The following is a 22138-nucleotide window of genomic DNA, read 5'->3' on the forward strand; positions in this document are numbered from 1 at the left end:
ATCATGACCGACAAGCCTGCCTCCATGTACCGGGAGATCAGCAAACGCCCGTACACGCGACGTGAGTACATCACGGGCATCCCGGGCTCCAAGATCGCACAGCACAACATGGGCAACCTCCAGACCGGTCCCGACGACTACCCGATCCACATCAGCCTCGAAGTCGAGGAGGAGTGTCAGATCCGCCACGGCGCGCTCGAAGCCTCGCGTCTGTCGGCCAACCGTCGCCTCCTGAAGGAGATCGGACAGGAGAACTACAAGATGGTGCTTCGGAAGTTCCCCCACCACGTCATCCGCGAGAACAAGCAGGCGACGGGTGCGGGTGCGGACCGCGTCTCCGACGGGATGCGCCAGGCGTTCGGCAAGCCGGTCGGCACCGCCGCCCGCGTCAACGCCAACGACACCATCTTCACCTGCTACTGCAACCCCGAGGACGCCGCCACGGTCAAGGACGCCTTCCGGCGCGCGTACAACAAAATCTCGCCGCCGTGCCGCGTCGTCGTCGAGCAGGGCGAACAGCTGCTCGTCGCCTAACGCGACCCGCGGACTTTTCTCCGCGCCGCCGTCAGTGAGGGCATGCTCCGTCTCGCGGTCACCTCCCGTGCCGAGACGTTCGACCGGCTGCGCGACCCGCTCGCGGACCGCGACATCGAAGTCGCACATCTCGCCGCCGAAGGCCGGACGATCGACCTCTCGACGCCACCCGACGACCGCTTCGACGTCGGCTTCGTCTTTCCCTCGTGCACGCAGGCGGGCGCTGCCCTGTCCGCACGCCACGACCTCTCGTGGGTGAACGGTCGGGCGGCGGTCCTGACCTCGCGGAACAAGGGTGGCGTCCTCGCGACGCTGGGGGCGGCGGGACTCCCGACGCCGAAGACGACGATGGTCTCCAATCCGGTCGACGCGGACACCGTCGCCGCCGCCGCCGCCGACCTCTCTTGGCCCGTCGTGGTCAAGCCCAACTCGACGACCCGCGGGACGGGCGTGGCGAAGGCGACGGATCTCGACTCGTTGCTCGGGGTCGTCGACTACCTCGATCTGGTCCACGACTACCGCGCCACCGGCGACAAGACCTTTCTCCTGCAGGAGTACGTCCCCGACGCCCGCGACTACCGGGTGATGGTCGTCGACGGGGCGTACGCGGGCGCGGTGGAACGACGGCTCCCCGACGCCGACCGGGCCGCCGGTCGGTGGAAACACAACGTCCACCGCGGCGCCGAGGCGACGGGCGTCGACCTACCCGGAGAGCTCCGGGCCCTGGCGGAACGGGCAGCCGCGGTGCTCGACGTGCCGTATCTCGGGGTGGATCTGCTGGTGACCGAGGATCGGGCCGTCGTCGCGGAGACGAACGCGCGGCCGACGGTCGACGCCGCGACGAAGTACGTGCCCGACTTCTACGATCGACTGGCGGGGTTGATTCGGGCGACTGCGGGCGAGTGAGGGTCGCTACTCCACGTCGATGGCGGCGGAGTCGCCGAGTTTGTCGATGGTGACCTCGAGGATGCCGTTGTTGAAACTGGCCGACGCGGAGTGTTCGTCGACGCGGGCGGGAAGTCGGACGCATTCGTCGTACTCGCGGTGCGGGGAGGCGGCGCTGATCGTGAGGGTCTTGCCGTCACACTTCAGTTCGATACCGTCTTTCTCCACACCCGGGAGGTCGGCGACGAGTCGAACCTGCTCCGCTTCCTCGTAGACGTCGACGTGGGTCTCGGAGGTGAATCCGGAGCCGTCACCGACGGTTCCGGTCATCTCGTTCATCATCCGTTCGATTTCGTCGAAGATGTCGCCGAACGGGTCGTCGCGGTCGTCGCCTCTCATGGTACGCCTGTAAGCTTCTCCCGGTCAAAAACTTTCTGTCGCCAACTCCCACGTCAGCGGATCACACGGTCGTTCGGGAGGAATCGCCCGTTTGAAATACTCGTCCCGCCATCGAGGGGACGAGGCACATGTTCAAGACGCTCGACGACATCGGGTCCGGAAAACGCGTTCTCGTCCGCCTGGACCTCAACTCCCCGGTCGAGGACGGCATCGTCAAGGACAACCGTCGGTTCGCACGCCACGCTCGGACCGTACGGGAACTCGTCGATGCCGGGCACCGTGTCGTCGTCATGGCCCATCAGGGCCGCCCGGGGCGTGACTCCTTCGTCTCGCTCGCCCAGCACGCGGACCTGCTGGCGGAGTACGTCGAAACGCCCGTCGCGTTCGTCGACGAGGTGTACGGCGAGGCGGCTATCGAGGCCATTCGCTCGCTCGGGGCCGGCGAGGTCCTCATGCTGGAGAACGTCCGGATGTGTGCGGACGAACTCCCAGAGAACGCCCCCGAGGACCACGCCGAGAGCGAGTTCGTCCGGACGCTCGCCCCCGAGTTCGACTGCTACGTGAACGACGCCTACTCGGCGGCCCACCGGGCGCACGCCTCGCTCGTGGGCTTCCCGCAGGTCCTCCCGTCCTACGCCGGGCGCGTCATGGAGTCGGAGTACGAGGCCAACACCAGCATCGCCAACCGCGAGTTCGACGGGCCGGTGACGATGGTGCTCGGCGGCGCGAAGGCGACGGACGTCATCGACGTCATGTCCGCGCTCGACGAGGGGGTCGACCACTACTTACTCGGCGGCATCGTCGGCGAACTCTTCTTGCGCGCCGCGGGCTACGACGTCGGCTACGACGTCGGTGGCACGGAACTGTACGACCACCAGTGGGAGAACAACGAGGAGCGGATTCGTACCCTTCTCGACGAGCGTGGCGACCGCATCCACCTCCCCGTCGACCTGGCTTACGAGGACGACGACGCCCGTGCCGAGATCCTCGTCGAGGGGATCGAGAAGGACCGCGACCTGCTCGACGTGGGGTCGCTCACCGTCGAGCGGTACGGTCGAGTCATCGAGGACTCCGCGGCCGTGTTCGTGAAAGGCGCCCTCGGCGTGTTCGAGGACGAACGGTTCGCCGACGGTACGGTGGGCGTCCTCGAATCCATCGCCTCAACCGACTGCTTCTCCGTCGTCGGCGGCGGCGACACCTCGCGCGCGATCGAACTCTACGGACTCGACGAGGGGTACTTCTCGCACGTCTCCATCGCCGGGGGCGCCTACGTCCGGGCGCTCACCGGCGAGTCGCTCCCCGCCGTCGACGCGTTGGTCGAGAACTAGGACGCCGCGGGGCCACCCGCCGACGCCGTCGACAGTCATTTGTTCGTGACGCCGAAACGGTCACGGCGATGGTCCTCCAGTTCGCCGTTCCGGCCCTGATCGGTTTCGCCTTCGTCATGATCGCCGCCTATGCCGGTTCCCTGCGCGCACTGGAGGTCTACTTCGATCCGGACCAGGACAGTATCTTCCTCTCGGACGACTCGGACCCGCCGTCAACCCGGTGAGGACGGTGGCTCCGCGAGCCACTCCCTCTACCGACCGTAGTCGATGCCGACGCCCATCGCGTCCTCGGTCGTCGTCCGACTCTCCGCGGCGTCGGCCGCGCCCGTCAGCGCACGGATCGCGTCCACGTTCTCGGGCACCACGTCGCTCTCCTGGTGGATCGCCTGGAAGAGGTACAGGTCGTGCCCCTCGACGGTGATGGACTCCTCCCAGATGCAGTTCTCCCAGAGGTCGCCGCGGGGGCGGCCGGCGTCGTGGGCGAACTCCTTGAGTTTGCCCGAGCCGTCGATGTCGGCGCCGGCCGGGATCTGGAACAGACGGGTCTCGTCGGCGAACAGGTCGCGTACCTCGTCGGCGTTCGGGGACGATTCCAGCGTCACGTTGACGCTGTGGGTGTGCATCAGCGTCGCCGGCACCTTCATGCCGAGCGTGTCGATGTCGAGGTCGGGGAAGATGGTGTTCACGTCCGGGCCGTGGTGCGAGGGGATGGTCACCGGGTCGGGAAGGATGTCGTCTATCGGGCCGCGTCCGGTCTGTCCGGGGTCGCCACCCCGACGAACGAGCGTCACTCGCGCCTTCTCGACGCCGTACGCCTCGTCGAGGGGGGCGAGGATGCGGGAGAGTCCCGTGGTGTTACAGGAGACGACGCGCGCGGAGTCGGCGCCGACGGCCTCGGTGTAGTTGGCGCGGGCGTTGAAGCTCACGTCGGCGACGTCGGCGTCCTCGCCGCCCTGGTAGATAGCAGGGGTGTCGCGTTCCTCGTAGAGGGCGGCGTTCTCGGCGCCGATGCCCGAGGGTGTACAGTCGACCACGACGTCCGCCTCGGCGACGAGATCGTCGACGGCGCCCGCCAGTTCGAGGCCCTCCTCCGCGAAGCGGTCGGCCCGGTCCGCGACGGCGGCGTAGAGCGGATAGCCCTTGCGCGCGGCCGTCTCCGCCTCGAAGTTCGGCCGGGTCTTGGCGACGCCCACGAGGGTCATATCCGGCTGTGCCGCGACTGCGTCCGCGACGCGCTTTCCGATGGTTCCGTAGCCGTTGACGCCGACGTTCGTCATGTCGCGGAGTCGAGTAGCGACGGGCATAATCGTTTCGAGCCGCGTTCCCGGCCGCCACCGCGCCACACGGACCGCCGGGACGGTAGGCCCTGCCTACCACGATCCAGTCGCCGGCTTTCGGCGTGTTTGCTCGGGCCCATCCCGACGATTGGTCCGGTTGCCATACTTACGTCCTCTCCTATCGTAGTGTCAGTCCGCAGACCACCTCTTGACGGCGCGGGGTCAGTCCCGCGTTTCCGCCTGGCGGCGGTCGCAGGACGATCCCATGACTCAACGAACCCAGACCCGACCGATCCGAACGTACCCCCTCTCCCGACGCGACGTGCTCCGTGCCACCAGCGCCGCCGGCGCACTGGCGGTCGGTGGCTCCGGTCTCCGCGCCGTTACCGGGGTCGCAACCGCCGACGAACACGTCAACGTCATCGAGACCTGCGGTGGCGACGTCGACATCGTCGTCGCTCTCGACTACTCCGGTTCGATTCGGAGCGCCGGTACGTGGGGTGACATCGAGAGCGGCGTGGACAGTTTCCTCGGCGTCGTCCCGGACGACGTCCAACTCGGACTGGTCACGTTCGGTGATGCCCCCGCGGCCTTCGAGTACGGGCCGACCAACCTCCTCGACTTCGCGACGACCAGCAACGTCGCGGCGCTCGAGGCGGGTGTCCCGACGAGCAGCCCGCCCAGTGAGAACGCGACGCACATGCCCGGTGCGCTGGCCTTCGCCGACGCCATCCTCGATGCGGAGGGACGCGACGGCACGGAGATCGTCGTTCTCGTCACCGACGGCGGCCCGAACTACGAGAACGGCGTCGTCGGGGACGGCTCGACGCCCCCCGCGGACGATACGACCTTCCCCTACGGGACGTTCGAGTTCACCGGCGGCACGTCCGGCGGCGAGAACGGCGTCGCCGGCGAACCCGGTGAACTCTCCGAGACGACGGCCATCGCGACCGGAATCAAAAACGCCGGTCGGCGTATCATCGCGGTCGGCATCGGACGGAACGTCGCCGGATTCGACGACTACCTACAGGACTCCATCGCTAGCGCCCCGGACGACTTCGTCGCCGTCGAGGACGCGTCGAACCTCGGGACCGAACTCGAGGCGCTCATCAGCGAGGTGTGCGAGGAGACGTGTACGGAGTGTCCCGACGACGCCGGCATGCTCGTGAAATACGAGTTCGACTGCGTCGAAACCGACGACGACGGGGACTGCGTGCGCTGGGACTTCGTCCCCGAGGGCGACACCGACCCCAACATCGTCTACACCGAGGGCGCCTACGAGAACGCGGACGGCGAGACGAACGAACCGACGTCCGTCACCTTCGACACGGAGTACTGTGACCTGTACGCCTTTGTCAAGAGCGGCCAGGAGCTAGCGGTCCAGTCGTTCACGGACGTCGACGGCGCCGTCACGGTCGACACCGCGAACGACGAGAAGTACGCCATCAGCTTCGTGGCCTTCTACTGCACCGAGGCCGCGGCGCAGGCGGCACTCGACGCCTTCCCGTCGGGCGGGGCCGGACCGGGTCGGTCCCGTGGACGAGGCCGAGAGCGATAGCCCGCTTCGACACCCTGTCGTGATCGGAGGGTAAGGGCTAACCACGGTCCTCCCCTGTGGCGAGATATGACCGACGCACTCCGCGAGGCCGCCGAGACGGCGATCCACCAGTGCATGGCCCTCGACGCCGAGGAGTCCTGTGCCGTCGTCACCGACGACGAGCGACTCCCCATCGGCGACGTCCTCTACGAGGCCGCCCGCGACGTGACCGACGACGCGGTCCTCCTCCGCTACCCGCCCGGCGAGCAACACGGGACCGAACCCCCGCTCCCGGTCGCGGCGGCGATGGCCGACGCCGACGTGGTGCTCGCGCCGACCACCAAGAGCCTGAGTCACACCCGTGCCCGCAAGCGCGCCACCGATGCCGGCGCACGCGCCGCGACGCTCCCGGGCATCACCGAGGACGTGATGATCGCCGGACTCGACGCCGACTACGGGACTATCGCCCGACACTGTCGGGAGGTGCTCGCACAGGTCGACGGCGCCGACGAGATTCGGATCACCACGGACGCGGGCACCGACTTCACGGTCGAACCCGGTGGTCGGGAGTGGCTCACCGACACCGGGATGGTCCACGACCCGGGCGACTTTTCGAATCTCCCCGCGGGCGAGGTGTTCGTCAGCCCCGAAACCGCGAACGGGACCTACGTCGTCGACGGGACGATGATGCCCCACGGACTGGTCGCGGAACCGCTCCGATTCGAGGTGGAAGACGGGTACGTCACCCACATCTCCGACGACGCGGTCCGCGAGCAGGTGGAGACGGCCCGTGCTGAGGTCGGCCGCGATGCCGCCAACCTCGCGGAACTCGGCATCGGGACCAACGTCGGTGTGACGGATCTCGTCGGTTCGGTCCTCCTCGACGAGAAAGCCGCCGGCACCGTCCACATCGCCATCGGCGACGACGCGAGCATCGGCGGCAACACCGAAGCGCCGCTCCATCTCGACGGGATCGTCCGCGACCCGACGGTGTACGCCGACGGAGAGATCGTCGATCTCCCTGCAGTCGAGCGGTCGTGAGGTCACGAGGCGACGCGGTCGTCGGCCGGTCGCCGGCCGAGTGGGAGTGACCTCGCGGTCGCTACTCGTCCGACGCCGTCCCGTCGTCGACCTCCTCGGCGCCGTCGAGGAAGCCGTGGTACGGACAGACGTACTCGTCGCGGATGATCTGCTCGTCGACGATGTCCAGACCGATCCCGTCGAGGTCCTCGGCGATCCGGTTGAGGTCGTCGTGGGTCTTCCCGATGGCGTTCACGTACACGTTCCGCTTCCCGGTCATGATCTCCCGAACTGCCGTGACGCCGTTCACTTCCCGCGCCCGGTTCGCCAGCGAGTCCCGCTCGGTGACCGGCGCAGTGCAGATGATCTTGGTGTACAGGGGGTAGCCCGCCAGATCGTAGTCGATGTCGATGTGATACCCCCGGATGATCCCGCTCTCTTCGAGCTTGTTGAGCCGCGTCCGGACGGTACTCGACGACAACCCGAGTTTCTCCGCGATGTCGCTCGACGACGTCCGACGGGCGTCCTGCTGGAGATAGTAGAGGATGGACCTGTCGACCGAGTCCAGCTCGCCGTCTTTCATGACCGTGCGATTTCGTCGCCGTCCGTTTTACGTTTGCGCCCCGACGACGCCAGCTCCGACCGATGCGACGCACCGGCACTCCACCCTTCTATATGACGGGAAAGGGTATATAATCAATTTAATCCGACGATCCGTCAAAATAGACGGCTAGTTTATAGTGTTCCGTCACATAGCTAGTCTCAGTGCGACGGAAGTCTCCGACGGCTCCGTCGCCTCATCACTCATGAGACTACGCTCGAGCCTCCACGAGAACGCGGAAACGTCCACCGACGGGACGGACACGGACTACTACGTCCTCGGCGGGGGGCACCTCGGTACCGAAGTTGCCCGGCGACTGGGTGCGGCGGGACACGCCGTCTCCATCGTCGGTATCGACGCCGACGTCGACGACGTTCCGTCGCTAGAGGGCGATCCGTCCGTCGTCGACGTGCTGTCCGACGCCGGCGTGACGGAGACGTCGACGGTCGTCGTGGCGACTCCGGACGACGGCCGAAACCTGCTCGTCGCACAGCTCGTCAGGACCCGCTTCGACGTCGCCGACGTCTTCGTCGTGGTTCACACGCCGGACCGCTCCGACCTCGTTGCCGATGCGGGTCACGAACCGATCTGTGCGACGGCGGTGTTGGCCGACGGCGTCGTGGCCGACGTCCGCTCGCGGCTCCGTGAGGTCGACACGGCATGAAGGAGCTGGAACGGGACCTCGGTCTCCCGTCCGTCCTCGCCATCAGCATCGGCGCCATGATCGGGAGTGGCATCTTCATCCTGCCGGCGCTGGCGCTCGAAATCGCCGGCCCCGCCGTCGTCCTGGCCTACCTCCTGGCCGGCCTGCTCGTGGTGCCCGCCGCGCTCTCCAAATCGGAGATGGCCACTGCGATGCCCGAGGCCGGGGGCACGTACATCTACATCGAGCGCGGTATGGGGCCGCTTCTGGGCACGATTGCTGGCGTGGGAACGTGGTTCTCGCTCTCGTTCAAGGGAGCGCTCGCACTCGTCGGCGGCGTCCCCTACCTGTTGTTGTTGTTCGACCTCCCGCTCCAGCCGGTCGCGCTGGGGTTGGCGACGATCCTGATCCTAGTGAACCTCGTCGGTGCGAAACAGACCGGGCGGCTCCAGCTCGTCATCGTCGTCGTCATGCTGGCCGCACTCGGCTGGTTCGCCGCCGGCAGCGCACCGAGCGTCCAGTCGGCCAACTTCGCCGGCTTCTTCGATTCGGGCGTCGGCGGATTGCTGGCCGCGACGGGGCTGGTGTTCGTCTCATACGCCGGCGTCACGAAAGTCGCGAGCATCGCCGAGGAAGTCGAGAATCCGGGGCGCAACATCCCGCTCGGCATCCTCGGGTCGCTGGTGTTCACGACTATCCTGTACGTGGCTATCGTGACCGTCCTCGTCGGGATCACCGACCCCGGCAGCGTCGCCGGCTCGCTGACGCCCGTCGCCGTCGCCGCCGAGGTGACGCTCGGCCAGGCCGGCGTGGTCGCCGTCATTCTCGCGGCCATCCTCGCGCTCGTCTCGACGGCCAACGCCGGCATCCTCTCCTCGTCGCGCTACCCGTTCGCGATGAGTCGGGACAAGCTGGCGCCCCCGTCGCTCTCGACGGTCAGCGAGCGATTCGGGACGCCCGTCACGTCGATCACGCTCACGGGCGCCGTGTTGCTGGCACTCATCGCGTTCGTCCCGATCCTCGAAATCGCGAAACTCGCGAGTGCCTTCCAGATCATGGTGTTCGCGCTGATCAACCTCGCCGTCGTCGCGTTCCGCGAGGGCGAGACGGCGTACGACCCCGAGTTCACCTCGCCGCTTTACCCCTGGATTCAGATCTTTGGCGCCGTCACGGGCGCCCTCCTCCTGACGCAGATGGGGACGGTTGCCCTCGTCGGCGCCGCCGTCATCACGCTGGGGAGCATCGTCTGGTATCTGGGGTACGTTCGACCACGCGTGCGCCGGGACGGCGTCGCGACCGACGCGATCCGGCGGCAGGTCGGTCGAGACGCGCTCACCGATGTCGAAGGCGAAGCGGACGAGAAACCGCATACGGTGCTCGTCGCGTTGACGAAAGCCGTCGGCGACGACCGCGAGCGCTCGCTCGTCGCCATGGCCGCGGACGTCGTCCGTCCGCACGACGGCCGTGTGGTCGTCGTCCGGTTCGACGAGATACCGGACCAGGCACCACTCACCGAGTCGGCGACGGTCCAGTCGGCGGCCGACCTCTCATTCGAGACCAGGGTCGAGGCGCTCGCATCCGAGTTCGACGTCGCCATCGAAGCCGACGAAATCGTCAGCCACGACACGAAACACGCCATCGTCAACTTCGCCGAGAGCCACGGCGTCGACGCGATCATCGCGGAGCACGAACCCCTCCGTCTCCGGTCGCGGCTGCTCGGCGATCCGGTCGACTGGGTCGTCCGGCACGCGACGTGTGACGTCCTCCTCGTGGACAACGTCGGCTACGACGCCCCCGAACGGATCGTCCTCTCGGGCGACGGGAGTCCGTACGACTCCCGTGCGGTGTCGGTCGCCGAGGCGCTCGCGACGGCGAACGACGGCTACCTCTCACTCTGGCACCCCAACGGGGACGACGGCGACACGAGCAAGTACCGACGCACGATGGAGGACTACCAGTCCGAGCTGACGGAACTGCTCGACGTGCCGGTTCGCGCCGAGTCGGTCCGAACCGACGGCGGGCGGCCCGCCGACCCCGACGTGCTCGTCCGCGTCGGCGCCGACCACCGGCTCCGAGCCGCCCCGTTCGACGACCGGCCGACCCTCCCGAGCCCGGGCTGTACGACCGTCACCGTGTATCCGGAGGCGACCCGGCGGCCCTCGATCGCTCGCCGGCTGCTCGAACGACTCGTCTTCTAACTGGCGGCACGCCGGAAGGGCGGGTTTTTACAGCCAGGCCGGCTACGAGCGTCCATGACCCATCCCGGACCCGACGCGGGCGACCGCGTCGCACTCGCTTGTCCCTCGTGTGCCGACGCGGGGACGACAGTTCACGAGGTGTTGAAACCCGGCGGACACGTCACTGTCCGCTGTACGGAGTGTGGCCACGTCCACAAGGAGCGTTACGACCCGCCCCGCGAGGTCGAACTCGACGTCGTCGTCTCACAGGACGACGAGTCGCTGTCGACCACCATGGACGCGCCGCCCGCTGACGCGGTCGAAGTCGGCGACGAGTTCGTCGTCGACACGCCCGAGGCGATCATGCAGGTGCGGGTCACCTCCATCGAAGTCGACGACGACACGCGCGTCGAAGCGGCGACCATCGAGGACGTCGAGACGCTCTGGACCCGAGCCGTGGACAACGTCCGCGTCAACGTGACCGTCCACCCGAACGACGGCCGCGACGACGCCTCCCGGAGCATCACCGTCTCGGTCCCCGGCGACCACGAGTTCGTCGTCGGTGAGACGACCGAGTTCGCCGACGAAGAGTTCGAGATCACCGGCGTTCACGTTCGCGAGGACGCACCCGCCTACCGTTTCGAGAAACTCGATCACGAGGGCGACTCCGTGTTCGCGAAAGACACCAAACGGGTGTACGCCCGCGACGTCACCTCCGCCGCGTGGTCGGCCTGGTGATCGGGCACGGAGGCCGAGGATGGATTTCGACCGCGCCCGTTCCGACCTCGTCGACCGTCTGATCGAGGCCGGACGGCTCGACCGCCCCGCCACGGCGCGGGCGATGCGTGCCGTCCCCCGCCACGAGTTCGTCCCGTCCGACCGCCGCGAGGCCGCGTACCACGACCGGCCCCTCCCCATCGGCGGCGGCCAGACGATCAGTGCCCCGCACATGGTGGCGACGATGACCGACCTGCTGGCACCCGATTCCGGCGACGACGTCCTCGAAATCGGCACCGGGTGTGGCTACCACGCCGCGGTGACCAGTGAAGTGCTCGGCGGGGGCACCGTCTTCAGCGTCGAGGTCGATCCCGAACTCGCCCACGAGGCGCGCGACCGCCTCGGCCGACTGGGGTACGACGTCCGCGTACGCGTCGGCGACGGCCACGCGGGATGGCCGGCCCACGCTCCCTACGACGGGGCGTATCTCACCTGCGCACCGGCGTCGATGCCGGAGGCGGTCGTCGAACAGGTGCGACCCGGCGGTCGGATCGTCGCCCCCGTCGGCCGTGGGCGACAGGAACTCGTCCGCCTGACGCGGCGGACCGACGGTGGCGTCGACCGCGAGACACACGGCGGCGTCCGGTTCGTCCCCATGCGATCCGACGACTGATCTTCGGTCCGCATCCGCCGTCGTTCTGTCCCCCCCGCCCGACAAGCGCACGCTTCATAAGCACCGCCGCCCAGGCTCTCCGTATGGACCAAGCGGTGTTGCGCGAGGACATGGTCGACGGTCTCGACCACGCCCTCGGTGGTCTCGACGAGGAGCTAGGGGTGGCAATGCGGACCGTCCCACGGCACGCCTTCGTCGAGGACCGACCCTACGACAACCGTCGCGGCGACCACGCCGGGACGGACGTGCTCGCGCCCCGAACCGTCGCCAGACTGCTCGAGGCTCTCGCCGTCGAAGACGAGAACGACGTCCTCGTCGTCGGCGTCGGTGTCGGCTACACCGCGGCGCTCCTCGCCGAACTCGTGGGCGAGCGACGCGTCCACGCCGTCGACATCTCCCGACGCCTCGTCGTCGACGCGCGCCGGAACCTCGGACGCGCGGGGTACGACGGTGTCCTCGTCGACCGCCGCGACGGCGCGAACGGCCTCCCCGAGTATGCCCCCTTCGACCGAGTGCTCGTCGAGGCGACGGCCGTGCGCCCGCCCAGTGCTCTGCTCGAACAACTCGGCGCCGACGGCCGTCTCGTGATGCCGATGGGGACGCCCGAGGGGTCGCTGGTCGCCGTCGAAGCCGGCGACCCTGACGAGGACTACACCGTCGTCGAGGAGTTCGGGCCCCTGACGCTCGCACCACTGCTCGTCGAGGGCGAACAGGCCGGCGGCGTCACCCGCAACCGGACGGAACGCGAGGACCGCGAGTTCGCCGAACAGGGGTACTTCGCGCCGACCGGATGGGAGCAGGACTGGATCGACTGGGACGAACGCCTCGACGGCGGGCGCGGCCACCACCGCCGTTGAACGGGCGACGCCGCCCTCACTTCCGAACCACCAGCACTTTCGCGTTCCCCCGCCGGTCGACGTAGCCGCTCCCGGCCGGCGGTTTCACCTCGATCAGCAGCGTCCCTTGATCCTGGTTCGCCCGCAAGGTGGGCGCCGCCGAGACGGTCACCGTCCCGTCCTCGCCGGTCGTCGCGGTTCGGACCCCGTCGAGGTCGGCGCTCCCCGCCTTCACGACCACCGTCGCGTCCGCGACCGCCGAGCCGTCGGCGCCGACGACGGTCAGTTCGATGGACGACTCGCCCGGACCAACCACCTCCGGCTCCGGACGCACGTCGAGTTCCGTCGTCGATAGTCCTTGAATTCCGGTCAGCATGTTCATCATGACGCTCAGGCTGGCGACGCCGATGACCAGGGCGATGACCAGTCGGATCGGCAACCCCTCGATGGCGCGGCGGTCCGCTCGGAACGACTCGAACATGGGTCGCCTTGGTCCCGGTATCACACTTGAACGTCCGGGCGGAGCTTTAGGGTGGAGTGGGCGACCATCCCCGCCGTGCACGTACTCGGACGTACCGACGACGCAGGACCGGCAGTACGGCTCGGACACTACCGTGCGGCCGACGGGAGTGAGGGAGCGACGGTCGGGCTGGATCTGGATCGGCCGCACGCGACGCTGATCGTCGGCAAACGCGGCTACGGCAAGTCCCACACGCTCGGCGTCCTCGCGGAGGATGCGGCGCGCGCGCCGGGCGTCGCCCCCGTCGTGGTCGACACGATGGGGGAGTTCGGTGGTCTCGCCGCCGACGTGGTCCCCGCACACGTCGTCGACACGCCGACGGTGGCCGCGGCGACGCTCCCGCCACCGGCCTGGCCCGCGCTGTTCGACCTCTCGGCGACGGACCCCGTCGGCGCCTTGCTCTGGGAGGCCGCGGCGGACGCCGAGACGCTCCCCGCGATGACGGCGACCGTCGCGTCGGCATCGGGTTCCGACGACGTGCGCCGCGCCGCGAAGAACCACCTCGCTCTCGCCGATTCGTGGGACGTCTTCGATCCCGATGGCCTCGACGCGGCGACGCTTCTCGACGGCGAGGCAACCGTCCTCGACTGCGCGGGGATGGACGACCGGGCGGCCGGTGCACTGGTTCGCGCCGTTGCCCGCGGCCTGTACGACGCCTGCGTCGACGGCCGTCCCCCTCGCTTACCGTGGCTCCTTTTGGACGAGGCACACGCCTTCTTCGACGGCGTCGCGTGGCCGGCGCTGGAGACGGTGGTGACGCGCGGGCGGACCCCCGGTGTCTCGCTGGTTGCGGCCACCCAGCGGCCGAGCGCGCTCCCGTCGGTCGCCGTCTCGCAGGCCGACCTGTTGATCGCACACCGCCTGACTGCCGCCGACGACGTAGCGGCGCTGGCTGCGGCGGCACCGACGTACCTCTCCGGGACACTCCGCGAGCGCCTGCCGACCGCACCCGGCGGCGCCGTCGTCGTCGACGACGCCACCGAGTCGGTCCACGGGGTGCAGGTGCGCCGGCGCGAGACGCCTCACGGCGGCGCCGACCCGCGCGCGAGCGTCCGCGCCGATCAGTCCTGCAGCGACGTTCCGCAGTCCGGGCACTCGTCGTCGACGACGGGGACCGGCGTCGAACAGACCGGACAGTAGTCGAGATAGCAGGCGGGATCGCCCATACGCCACCTCGGGATCGGATGGTGGTAAGGATTCGGGAAGCTCCGCCGTAGCGCCGCCTTGGCCGGCGAGCGAACGCGTACTGTCCCGACGAGCCGAGATCCCCCGACAGGGTGAGTCCAGATCCGTCGTCTCGAGTTCGAGAACGCCTCCTACGCGGACGACGGCGACTGGATCGAGTCGTGTCTGGTCACCTCGGGCACTGCCCTCGAACCGGCGGTGGCGTTGTCGTCGCTCCCCCGCGTCGAACTCTCCCACCACGAACGGCTCTTCGCCGACCGCACTGACCGGCCGGCGTTCGAGGACGGCGACCACGAGGCGACCTGTTACTCCCTGTCGAGGACGTCGACGCCGAACCGCTGGATATTCCGGCGAGCGCGGACGCGAGGCGAGTCGGTCGAGGTCGAGTTCCGCGGCGGCGAGGTCGGCCTCCTTCTCCGGGTCGCTCCGCCGCCGAAATCTGTTCTTATTTATCCCTGGTTCCACTCACCTGTCGGATATGCCGGGTGACGAGCGGAACTGGTGGGCGCTCCTCGGCGGTGCGGGAATCGCTCTCGTCGGGATCGGGTTCCTCGTTCTCGCGGTCGACCATCTCGCCGGCGAGCACTCCCGGCCAGTTACGCTCGTTCTCGGGGGTGGGATTCCCCTCCTCGTCGCCTTCGGGACCGTTCTCGCGGGTGCGCGGATCGCCCGGAGCGACGCCGCGAAGTCGACCGTCCTCCGACTGGTGGGCTGGTGGGGATTCGGCATCGTGGCGTCCGCGTCCATGGGCATCGCGTCGGTGGTCTACGAGCAGAGCCACGGCGTCACCCTGGTGGATACGACGTACATCGTCATCAACAACACGACCGTCGGCGCCGCCGGCGGTCTCCTGATCGGCCATTTCTACACTCGCAGCCGACGGCACGCCGAACAGTTGGCGGCGGAACGCGACCAACTCGAAACCGAGCGGGCACGTCTGGAAGTCCTCAATCGGGTCGTTCGCCACGACATCCGAAACGACATGACGGTCGTGATCGGCTGGCTCGCAGCGCTCGACGAGCACGTCGACGACGGGGGGCGAGAGGCGCTCGAACGGGTGCAGACCGCGAGCGATCACGTCGTCGAACTCACGCGAATCGCCCACGATTACGTCGACGTGATCGTCGGCGAGACTCGTCCCGACCTGCAACTGGTCTCGCTCTCGGACGTCCTCGAGACGGAACTGCAGACCCGCCGCGACGCCTATCCGGACGCTTCGTTCAGAGTCGGGGACGTTCCCGACGTGACCGTCCGGGCCAACGAGATGCTCGGTGCCGTCTTTCGAAACGTGTTGAACAACGCCGTTCAGCACAACGACGAGGCGTCCCCGACCGTGACGGTGCGTGCCGACCGGGTCGACGGGTCGGTGATCGTGCGCGTCGCGGACGACGGTCCCGGCATCCCGGATGATCGTAAGGAGTCCGTCTTCGGGAAGGGAGAGCGCGGGCTCGACAGCTCCGGAACCGGCATCGGTCTCCATCTCACCGAAACGCTCGTCACCGAGTACGGCGGCGACATCCGGATCGAGGACAACGAACCGAAGGGGACAGTCGTCGAAATAGAGCTCACGGTAGCGTCGTCAACGGGTCCTCCGTCGTCGGCGCGCGTCCGTACCGGGAACGACTAGTCGACGTCGGGGCGTGGCTCCCTCGTCCGGCTGTCCCGGCCGTCGCAGCGTCGGCTCCGTGGGACGACGAGGGTGACGACGCTCCCCCGGGGATCGGCGTCCGCGAAGCGAACCGTCCCGCCCGCCTCCGCGACGATGTGATCGACGAGCCACAGGCCCATCCCGTTGCTGTGACGGAGTGCGTCGATCTCCGTCCGCTCCCCGATCACCTGCCGCTCGGCCGCGGGGATTCCCGGCCCGTCGTCTTCGATCCGGAGTTCGACCGCGCCGTCCTTGGTCCGTGCGTCGACCGTGATTTCGGGCCGCCGATCGGCGTGGACGATGGCGTTCTCGACGACCTCCTCGATCGCCCGTCGAAGCTCCGGGATCGTCGTGACCGTGAGTCCGGACGGCACGTCGACGGTGATCGCCGCTTCGGGATACGTCCCTTTCAGGCGCTCGACGACGTCAGTCACCGAGTCCGACAGCGAGAGTGGGACCTCCGTCGACGGTTCCACCAGGAGCCGGACGATCGAACGTTGTTTGTCCGCCCGGGCGAGGAGTTGCTGGCTCGCGTCCTCGATCCGGGTAGCCATCGCCGCGATCTCGTCGTCCGTCGTCTCCGACCGCACCGTCTCGGCGTTCCCCTGGACGACGCCCAGTTTGTTTCGGATGTCGTGTCGGAGGACGCGGGCGAGCACCTCTAACTGCCTGACACTCGTGTGCAGGTCGCTCTCTAGGCGCCGTTCGTACGCCTTCTGTTCGGTTATCTCGTCGTGGATCGCGACGAACCACTGGATCTCCCCCTCGTCCCCGAGGATTGGCGCGGTCGTCTGATGGATCACGAACTGATCCCCGTTTTTGCGCTCGTTGACGATCTCACCCTCCCAGACCTCGCCCGCGAGGATCGTGGACCACATCTCCTCGTAGAACGCCTCGTCGTGTTCGCCGGATTTGAGCACGTGCGGGTTCTCGCCGATGACTTCCGCGGCCGAATACCCCGTCACATCCTCCCAGGTGTCGTTCACGTACTGGATCGTGCCGTCCCGATCCGTGATGAGGATCGCGTGCCCCGAGTAGTCCGCCGCTTTCTTGAATTTGCGAGCCCGCGCTTCGCGCCGGGCGAGCGTTCGATAGAGGGCCTTCTGGGGCTCCTTGATGCCCGTTTTTACGACAGCGAGGTAGATCAGATAGAACGAACCGAGTTTGAAGAGGTGACCGACCGCGTTCGAGAGCCCGTACACGTCGACGTAGAACGTGAAGGCGAGTTCGGACACCATCGTCAACAGCAGGGAGACGGCGAGCAGCTGGAAGACGTGCCTATCGAACGTCTCCCGCTGTCCGTACAGGAACACGAGTCCGGCGGCGAAGAGGCCGACGATGACGTACTCGCTGACGAGTTTGAATCGGGTGAGACCGCTCCCCGGGACGTACGCCCGCGGGAACTGATCGAAGACGAAGATCGACCCGAGACCGACCGCGACGACGAGCGCGTAGCCCGAGACGAGCGTCAGTAGCTCCCGATCGTTCCACTCGCGGTCGGTGATCCCGCGCTCGCTGACGGCGAATCCGACGGCACCCGCCCCCAGAAGCGAGAGCCCCTCGAGCGATCGGCCGAAGAGCCAGAGCTGTGTCGGGAGGTTCGCCCCGGCCGTGGGGAAGACGCCCATTCCCTTGTACGCGAGCGTGTGTAGCAGATCCACGCCGCCGACGAACAGGTAGCTGATGCCGAGAACGACGACGAACGGGTGCTTCAGTTCCTCGCGTGCGTTCCAGGTGACGAGAAACACGCCGGACGCGACCACGATGCTGAACATCTCGACGACGCTGTGAAAGAGTAGGAAGTTCCGCAATTGGACGACGTAGAGCACAGCTACGCCGCCGCCGACTCCCACGATGGGGAGTGCGTGTCTCCACCACTCCTCCGAAACCAGTCTACGCGACACGCGCACGTTTCCCGTCTCGGAACAATAATTTAAGAATACTGATGGGGAGCGTAGGAGCGTAATCGGCGTCTAGGTCGCACGTCGCGGGCCGCGAACGGCCGTTCGCGCATCGTCTACGGCCATCGTGTCAGATGAGAAAAATCAGTTGCCGCTCGCCGATTGGTCGCGACAGAACGCGCCCGGAGCGGGAGTGTGAACCACGGTCGTTCCGCTCGCGTCACTCTCCGGTTCAAATCCCTAGTGCCGCCTTCCTGATTCCGTCACGCTTCTCGCGATACTCGTCACTCGTGAGTTGGAATCGGGAAGAACGCCCGGAGCGGGATTTGAACCCGCGTCACGACCGTGACAGGGTCGTATGATGGGCCACTACACCATCCGGGCCTTCGCATCTACACCAACCGGGGACTGGGAAATAAGACTTGCCATATCGTGGCGCCGTGTGGTGGTGTAACGCGAGGCGCGCCGGAACGGTTTTGTACCGGGAGAGCGTGTGACAATCCGTACCGAGCCTCGTCCGCTGGGGGATGCCGGCGGGTCGAATAGCGTCGCTTCGCGTTCTTTGAAAAGCGTTATATGGTTGGGTCTACAAAGGCGCCGTAGTATCTCGTGATAACTTCTCCACCCGAACATCCATGGTAGACGTAAGCCAACACAAACTGGTTCCGGAGCATACAGTCCTCGACGACCCGGATCGGGTCGACGAGGTACTGGCGGAGTACAACGTCAGCAAAACCAACCTGCCGAAGATCAAACTGAGCGATCCGGCCCTTCCCGACGAGGCCGAACGTGGTGACGTGATCGAAATCGTCCGCGACTCGCGGACCACCGACCAAGCGACAGTGTACCGACTGGTGGTCGAATGAATCGAGAGAGCCGACGCACTATTTCACGGGAGTATTTCTCGCAGGAACGCCTCGCCGAGCACCACTTCCGCTCGTTCAACGCCTTCCTCGACCGGGGGATGCAGGAAGTCGTCGACGAGAAAGAGCGGATCGAGACGGACATCGGCGACAAGGAGGGTCAGGAGCCGGTCTTCGTCGAACTCGGCGACGTGCGCGTGGAGACACCGCGGGTTCGCGAGGCCGACGGGAGCGAGGAACTCCTCTACCCGCAGGAAGCACGCCTGCGAAACATCACCTACGCCGCGCCGGTGTTCATGGAGATGGCCATCGTCCGTGGCGGCGAGGAGGAAGAAGAGGTCGTCGTCGACTCCACCGAGACGAAAGTGGGGCGGATGCCGATCATGGTCGGCTCCCGCAAGTGCAACATCGCGGACCTGACCCGCGAGGAACTGATCGACATCGGCGAGGACCCCGTCGATCCCGGAGGCTACTTCATCGTCAACGGCTCCGAGCGAGTGCTGATGACGAGCGAGGACCTCGCCCCGAACAAGATCCTCGCGGAGTACGACACGAAATACGGCGACGAGATCCAGGTTGCCAAGACGTTCTCCCAGCGGCGCGGATACCGGGCCTTGGTCCTCTGTGAGCGCAATCGGGAGGGTCTCCTCGAAGTGTCGTTCCCGTCGGTGTCGGGTAGCGTCAACTTCGTGACCCTGGTGCGGGCGCTCGGCTTGGAGTCCGACGAGGAGATCGTCCACCGGGTCAGCGACGATCCCGAGATCGTGAAGTTCATGCTGGAGAACCTGGAGATGGCCGAGGTCCAGAGCGAGGAGGAGGCCATCGAGACGCTCGGTAAGCGGGTTGCCGGTGGCCAGGGGAAGAACTACCAGCTCAAACGCGCCAACTACGTGATCGACCGCTACCTCCTGCCGCACCTCCACGAGGAGGGCGTCGAGGAGGAAGAGGTCCGGATCAACAAGGCGTACTACCTCTGCCGGATGGCCGAGGCGTGTTTCGAACTCGCCCTGGACCGCCGCGAGGCCGACGACAAGGACCACTACGCGAACAAGCGGCTGAAGGTGAGCGGCGACCTGATGCGGGACCTGTTCCGGACGGCGCTGAACAAGCTAGCTCGCGACGTGAAATACCAGCTCGAACGCGCGAACATGCGCAACCGACAGCTGACGGTCAACACGGTCGTTCGTTCGGACGTACTGACCGAGCGGCTGGAACACCCCATCGCGACGGGCAACTGGGTCGGCGGCCGGTCGGGCGTCTCCCAGTTGGTCGACCGCACGGACTACATGGGTGTGCTGTCTCACCTGCGGCGACTTCGGTCGCCGCTCTCGCGGTCCCAGCCCCACTTCGAGGCGCGGGACCTGCACGCGACCCAGTGGGGTCGCATCTGTCCCTCCGAGACGCCGGAGGGACCGAACTGCGGACTGGTGAAGAACTTCGCGCAGGCGATGGAGCTCTCCCAGAACGTGGAGGACGAACAGGGACTCAAGCGCGAACTGGCGTCGATGGGGGTCGAGGGCATCCCCGGAATCGAAGGCGTCGACTCGATGGCGGATTAACATGGCTCAGGCACGCGAGGCGAAAGTATACGTCAACGGCAGTCTGGTCGGTACCCACCCCGACCCCGAACAGCTCGCAGATCAGATCCGCGAAGCGCGCCGGCGGGGCGACGTCAGCGACATGGTCAACGTCTCCATCAAGGAGCGTACCCGCGAGGTCATCATCAACGCGGACGCGGGGCGCGCCCGTCGTCCCCTGATCGTCGTCGAGGACGGCGAACCCCTGCTCTCCGACGAGGAGATCGAGGCGGTGGAGAACGACGAACTCACCTTCGAACAGCTCGTCGACCGTGGCTACGTCGAGTTCATCGACGCCGAGGAGGAAGAGGACATCTACGTCGCCGTCGACGAGGACGAACTCGACGAGAAGCACACCCACCTGGAGATCGACCCGCAGCTCATCTTCGGCATCGGCGCCGGGATGATTCCCTACCCCGAACACAACGCCTCACCCCGCATTACGATGGGGGCGGGGATGATGAAGCAGTCGCTCGGGCTGCCGGCGGCGAACTATCGGATTCGGCCGGACACCCGCCAGCACCTGATGCACTACCCGCAGCTGGCGATGGTCAAGACTCAGACCACGGAACAGATCGGGTTCGACGAGCGCCCGGCGGCACAGAACTTCGTCGTCGCCGTCATGTCCTACGAGGGGTTCAACATCGAGGACGCGCTCGTCATGAACAAGGGGTCGGTCGACCGAGCGCTCGCCCGCTCGCACTTCTTCCGGACCTACGAGGGCGAGGAGCGACGGTATCCGGGCGGTCAGGAGGACCGCTTCGAGGTGCCCAGCCAAGACGTGCGCGGCGCCCGCGGTGAGGACGCCTACACCCACCTCGACGAGGACGGCCTCGTCAACCCCGAGACGAAGGTGGACGAGAACTCCGTCCTGCTGGGCAAGACGAGCCCGCCGCGATTCCTCGAGGAGCCGGACGACATGGGCGGTCTCAGTCCCCAGAAACGGCGCGAGACGAGCGTCACGATGCGCTCCGGTGAGGACGGTGTCGTCGACACGGTCACGCTGATGGAGGGCGAGGACGGCTCGAAGCTCTCGAAGGTGAGCGTTCGCGACGAGCGGATCCCCGAACTCGGGGACAAGTTCGCGTCCCGCCACGGCCAGAAGGGGGTCGTCGGCCACCTTGCACCCCAAGAGGACATGCCGTTCACGCAGGAAGGGGTCGTCCCCGACCTGGTGTTGAACCCACACGCGCTCCCGTCGCGGATGACGGTCGGCCACGTTCTGGAGATGCTCGGCGGCAAGGTCGGCTCTCTCGAGGGCCGTCGCGTCGACGGTACCGCCTTCCAGGGCGAGGACGAGGACGAACTCCGTGGCGCGCTCGAAGAACACGGCTTCGAGTCCTCCGGGAAGGAAGTCATGTACTCCGGGGTGACCGGCGAGAAGATCGAGGCGGAGATCTTCGTCGGCACCATCTTCTACCACAAACTCTACCACATGGTGAGCAACAAGCTGCACGCCCGCTCCCGCGGGCCGGTGCAGGTGCTCACCCGTCAGCCCACCGAGGGGCGTGCCCGCGAGGGTGGCCTGCGCGTGGGCGAGATGGAGCGTGAGGTACTGATCGGTCACGGGGCGGCGATGGCGCTCAAGGAGCGCCTGCTCGACTCCTCGGACCGCGAGAGCGTGTACATCAGCGCCGAGACCGGCATGGTCGCCGTCGAAGACGTGGATCAGCGCCGGGTGTACGACCCCGTCTCCGGCGACGAGGACGACATCCACGAACTCGAGGTGAGCTACGCGTTCAAGCTCCTCCTCGACGAGATGATCGCACTCGGCATTCGCCCGCGACTGGAACTCGAGGACGCAGTATAACAATGTC

At 67.1% G+C, this 22138-nt stretch carries 22 protein-coding genes and 1 tRNA gene; 17 read left to right on the top strand and 6 right to left on the bottom strand.

Translation table 11 applies throughout. From position 1 onward, the window contains the following. The first annotated feature begins 3 nt into the window (after positions 1–3). Together V8686_RS05010 and V8686_RS05015 are read left to right on the top strand one after the other, a co-directional pair. Positions 4–534: a 50S ribosomal protein L16 gene (locus V8686_RS05010; RefSeq protein ID WP_379702864.1), complete on the top strand. Its 531-nt coding sequence runs from the start codon at positions 4–6 to the stop codon at positions 532–534. Between the two features lie 42 nt (positions 535–576). Further along, entirely contained in the window at positions 577–1440 is an 864-nt protein-coding gene (locus V8686_RS05015) for an ATP-grasp domain-containing protein (RefSeq protein WP_379702866.1), read from the top strand. Positions 1441–1446: 6 nt separating this feature from the next. On the opposite strand, the gene V8686_RS05020 is transcribed toward V8686_RS05015, so the two are convergent. Next, positions 1447–1818 carry an Hsp20/alpha crystallin family protein gene (locus V8686_RS05020; RefSeq protein WP_379702867.1) on the bottom strand — a complete coding sequence of 124 codons (372 nt, stop codon included), beginning with the start codon at positions 1816–1818 and terminating at the stop codon, positions 1447–1449. A 128-nt stretch (positions 1819–1946) separates the two neighbouring features. On the opposite strand from V8686_RS05020, the gene V8686_RS05025 reads away from it, so the two are divergent. Both V8686_RS05025 and V8686_RS05030 read left to right on the top strand, forming a co-directional pair. Then, complete coding sequence (locus tag V8686_RS05025) at positions 1947–3146, top strand: phosphoglycerate kinase (protein ID WP_379702868.1); 1200 nt, start codon at positions 1947–1949, stop codon at positions 3144–3146. A gap of 68 nt (positions 3147–3214) precedes the next feature. Further along, the gene (locus tag V8686_RS05030) at positions 3215–3370 is read left to right on the top strand and encodes a hypothetical protein (protein WP_379702869.1); all 156 of its coding nucleotides are present in this window, start codon (positions 3215–3217) and stop codon (positions 3368–3370) included. Between the two features lie 27 nt (positions 3371–3397). Here the strand turns inward: V8686_RS05030 and V8686_RS05035 are convergent, their stop codons facing one another. Continuing rightward, a complete protein-coding gene (locus V8686_RS05035) occupies positions 3398–4423 on the bottom strand; it encodes a type II glyceraldehyde-3-phosphate dehydrogenase (RefSeq protein WP_379702870.1) in 1026 nt (341 codons plus the stop codon). Between the two features lie 265 nt (positions 4424–4688). Between V8686_RS05035 and V8686_RS05040 the strand changes: the two genes are divergently transcribed. Further along, positions 4689–5981, top strand: a complete 1293-nt coding sequence (locus V8686_RS05040) for a vWA domain-containing protein (protein ID WP_379702871.1) — start codon at positions 4689–4691, stop codon at positions 5979–5981. A 66-nt stretch (positions 5982–6047) separates the two neighbouring features. Then, the gene (locus V8686_RS05045; protein ID WP_379702872.1) at positions 6048–7001 is read left to right on the top strand and encodes an aminopeptidase; all 954 of its coding nucleotides are present in this window, start codon (positions 6048–6050) and stop codon (positions 6999–7001) included. Positions 7002–7062: 61 nt separating this feature from the next. Here V8686_RS05045 and V8686_RS05050 read toward each other — a convergent pair whose 3' ends face one another. Next, positions 7063–7563 (bottom strand): Lrp/AsnC family transcriptional regulator, encoded by a 501-nt coding sequence (locus V8686_RS05050; protein WP_379702873.1) that lies wholly within the window; start codon positions 7561–7563, stop codon positions 7063–7065. Positions 7564–7786: 223 nt separating this feature from the next. Here V8686_RS05050 and V8686_RS05055 point away from each other — a divergent pair, with 223 nt between their 5' ends. The 5 genes from V8686_RS05055 (at position 7787) to V8686_RS05075 (ending at position 12648) form a co-directional block, all read left to right on the top strand. Beyond that, positions 7787–8245 (top strand): NAD-binding protein, encoded by a 459-nt coding sequence (locus V8686_RS05055; RefSeq protein WP_379702874.1) that lies wholly within the window; start codon positions 7787–7789, stop codon positions 8243–8245. Further along, a complete protein-coding gene (locus tag V8686_RS05060) occupies positions 8242–10422 on the top strand; it encodes an amino acid permease (protein ID WP_379702875.1) in 2181 nt (726 codons plus the stop codon). Before V8686_RS05055 ends, V8686_RS05060 begins: the two co-directional genes overlap by 4 nt. A gap of 54 nt (positions 10423–10476) precedes the next feature. Further along, positions 10477–11139 carry an HVO_0476 family zinc finger protein gene (locus V8686_RS05065; RefSeq protein WP_379702876.1) on the top strand — a complete coding sequence of 221 codons (663 nt, stop codon included), beginning with the start codon at positions 10477–10479 and terminating at the stop codon, positions 11137–11139. A gap of 19 nt (positions 11140–11158) precedes the next feature. Beyond that, positions 11159–11791, top strand: coding sequence for a protein-L-isoaspartate(D-aspartate) O-methyltransferase (locus tag V8686_RS05070; RefSeq protein ID WP_379702877.1), 633 nt, complete (start codon positions 11159–11161; stop codon positions 11789–11791). An 83-nt stretch (positions 11792–11874) separates the two neighbouring features. Further along, positions 11875–12648: a protein-L-isoaspartate O-methyltransferase family protein gene (locus tag V8686_RS05075; protein WP_379702878.1), complete on the top strand. Its 774-nt coding sequence runs from the start codon at positions 11875–11877 to the stop codon at positions 12646–12648. A 16-nt stretch (positions 12649–12664) separates the two neighbouring features. Here V8686_RS05075 and V8686_RS05080 read toward each other — a convergent pair whose 3' ends face one another. Then, the gene (locus V8686_RS05080; RefSeq protein WP_379702879.1) at positions 12665–13108 is read right to left on the bottom strand and encodes a DUF7382 domain-containing protein; all 444 of its coding nucleotides are present in this window, start codon (positions 13106–13108) and stop codon (positions 12665–12667) included. Positions 13109–13183: 75 nt separating this feature from the next. Here V8686_RS05080 and V8686_RS05085 point away from each other — a divergent pair, with 75 nt between their 5' ends. The 3 genes from V8686_RS05085 to V8686_RS05095 all read left to right on the top strand — a co-directional run bounded on the left by V8686_RS05085 (position 13184) and on the right by V8686_RS05095 (position 15959). After that, positions 13184–14287 carry an ATP-binding protein gene (locus V8686_RS05085; RefSeq protein ID WP_379702880.1) on the top strand — a complete coding sequence of 368 codons (1104 nt, stop codon included), beginning with the start codon at positions 13184–13186 and terminating at the stop codon, positions 14285–14287. A 243-nt stretch (positions 14288–14530) separates the two neighbouring features. Beyond that, positions 14531–14821 carry a hypothetical protein gene (locus V8686_RS05090; protein ID WP_379702881.1) on the top strand — a complete coding sequence of 97 codons (291 nt, stop codon included), beginning with the start codon at positions 14531–14533 and terminating at the stop codon, positions 14819–14821. Beyond that, positions 14811–15959: an ATP-binding protein gene (locus tag V8686_RS05095; RefSeq protein ID WP_379702882.1), complete on the top strand. Its 1149-nt coding sequence runs from the start codon at positions 14811–14813 to the stop codon at positions 15957–15959. The genes V8686_RS05090 and V8686_RS05095 overlap by 11 nt, the downstream gene beginning before the upstream one ends. Here V8686_RS05095 and V8686_RS05100 read toward each other — a convergent pair. Together V8686_RS05100 and V8686_RS05105 are read right to left on the bottom strand one after the other, a co-directional pair. After that, positions 15956–17884 carry an MASE3 domain-containing protein gene (locus tag V8686_RS05100; RefSeq protein WP_407344489.1) on the bottom strand — a complete coding sequence of 643 codons (1929 nt, stop codon included), beginning with the start codon at positions 17882–17884 and terminating at the stop codon, positions 15956–15958. The genes V8686_RS05095 and V8686_RS05100 overlap by 4 nt on opposite strands. Positions 17885–18192: 308 nt before the next feature. Next, positions 18193–18265, bottom strand: a tRNA-Asp gene (locus V8686_RS05105). 251 nt (positions 18266–18516) lie between these two features. On the opposite strand from V8686_RS05105, the gene V8686_RS05110 reads away from it, so the two are divergent. The 3 genes from V8686_RS05110 to rpoB are packed head-to-tail and all read left to right on the top strand — an operon-like array spanning position 18517 to position 22131. Continuing rightward, complete coding sequence (locus V8686_RS05110) at positions 18517–18747, top strand: DNA-directed RNA polymerase subunit H (RefSeq protein WP_379702884.1); 231 nt, start codon at positions 18517–18519, stop codon at positions 18745–18747. Then, positions 18744–20303 carry a DNA-directed RNA polymerase subunit B'' gene (locus V8686_RS05115; RefSeq protein ID WP_379702885.1) on the top strand — a complete coding sequence of 520 codons (1560 nt, stop codon included), beginning with the start codon at positions 18744–18746 and terminating at the stop codon, positions 20301–20303. The genes V8686_RS05110 and V8686_RS05115 overlap by 4 nt, the downstream gene beginning before the upstream one ends. Position 20304: 1 nt before the next feature. Next, positions 20305–22131, top strand: a complete 1827-nt coding sequence (gene rpoB, locus V8686_RS05120; RefSeq protein ID WP_379702886.1) for a DNA-directed RNA polymerase subunit B — start codon at positions 20305–20307, stop codon at positions 22129–22131. Positions 22132–22138: the final 7 nt, after the last annotated feature.

The sequence above is a fragment of the Haloplanus litoreus genome (assembly GCF_045690335.1).
Classification (GTDB): domain Archaea; phylum Halobacteriota; class Halobacteria; order Halobacteriales; family Haloferacaceae; genus Haloplanus; species Haloplanus litoreus.

Bases quoted from the DNA above. Each gene is read 5' to 3' on its own strand.
- V8686_RS05065 (WP_379702876.1), top strand. From the start codon at position 10,477: ATGACCCATCCCGGACCCGACGCGGGCGACCGCGTCGCACTCGCTTGT.
- V8686_RS05045 (WP_379702872.1), top strand. From the start codon at position 6,048: ATGACCGACGCACTCCGCGAGGCCGCCGAGACGGCGATCCACCAGTGC.
- V8686_RS05035 (WP_379702870.1), bottom strand. From the start codon at position 4,423: ATGACGAACGTCGGCGTCAACGGCTACGGAACCATCGGAAAGCGCGTC.
- V8686_RS05115 (WP_379702885.1), top strand. From the start codon at position 18,744: ATGAATCGAGAGAGCCGACGCACTATTTCACGGGAGTATTTCTCGCAG.
- V8686_RS05080 (WP_379702879.1), bottom strand. From the start codon at position 13,108: ATGTTCGAGTCGTTCCGAGCGGACCGCCGCGCCATCGAGGGGTTGCCG.
- V8686_RS05030 (WP_379702869.1), top strand. From the start codon at position 3,215: ATGGTCCTCCAGTTCGCCGTTCCGGCCCTGATCGGTTTCGCCTTCGTC.
- V8686_RS05025 (WP_379702868.1), top strand. From the start codon at position 1,947: ATGTTCAAGACGCTCGACGACATCGGGTCCGGAAAACGCGTTCTCGTC.
- V8686_RS05070 (WP_379702877.1), top strand. From the start codon at position 11,159: ATGGATTTCGACCGCGCCCGTTCCGACCTCGTCGACCGTCTGATCGAG.
- V8686_RS05060 (WP_379702875.1), top strand. From the start codon at position 8,242: ATGAAGGAGCTGGAACGGGACCTCGGTCTCCCGTCCGTCCTCGCCATC.
- V8686_RS05050 (WP_379702873.1), bottom strand. From the start codon at position 7,563: ATGAAAGACGGCGAGCTGGACTCGGTCGACAGGTCCATCCTCTACTAT.
- V8686_RS05020 (WP_379702867.1), bottom strand. From the start codon at position 1,818: ATGAGAGGCGACGACCGCGACGACCCGTTCGGCGACATCTTCGACGAA.
- V8686_RS05010 (WP_379702864.1), top strand. From the start codon at position 4: ATGACCGACAAGCCTGCCTCCATGTACCGGGAGATCAGCAAACGCCCG.
- V8686_RS05040 (WP_379702871.1), top strand. From the start codon at position 4,689: ATGACTCAACGAACCCAGACCCGACCGATCCGAACGTACCCCCTCTCC.
- V8686_RS05075 (WP_379702878.1), top strand. From the start codon at position 11,875: ATGGACCAAGCGGTGTTGCGCGAGGACATGGTCGACGGTCTCGACCAC.
- V8686_RS05095 (WP_379702882.1), top strand. From the start codon at position 14,811: ATGCCGGGTGACGAGCGGAACTGGTGGGCGCTCCTCGGCGGTGCGGGA.
- V8686_RS05055 (WP_379702874.1), top strand. From the start codon at position 7,787: ATGAGACTACGCTCGAGCCTCCACGAGAACGCGGAAACGTCCACCGAC.
- V8686_RS05110 (WP_379702884.1), top strand. From the start codon at position 18,517: ATGGTAGACGTAAGCCAACACAAACTGGTTCCGGAGCATACAGTCCTC.
- rpoB (WP_379702886.1), top strand. From the start codon at position 20,305: ATGGCTCAGGCACGCGAGGCGAAAGTATACGTCAACGGCAGTCTGGTC.
- V8686_RS05015 (WP_379702866.1), top strand. From the start codon at position 577: ATGCTCCGTCTCGCGGTCACCTCCCGTGCCGAGACGTTCGACCGGCTG.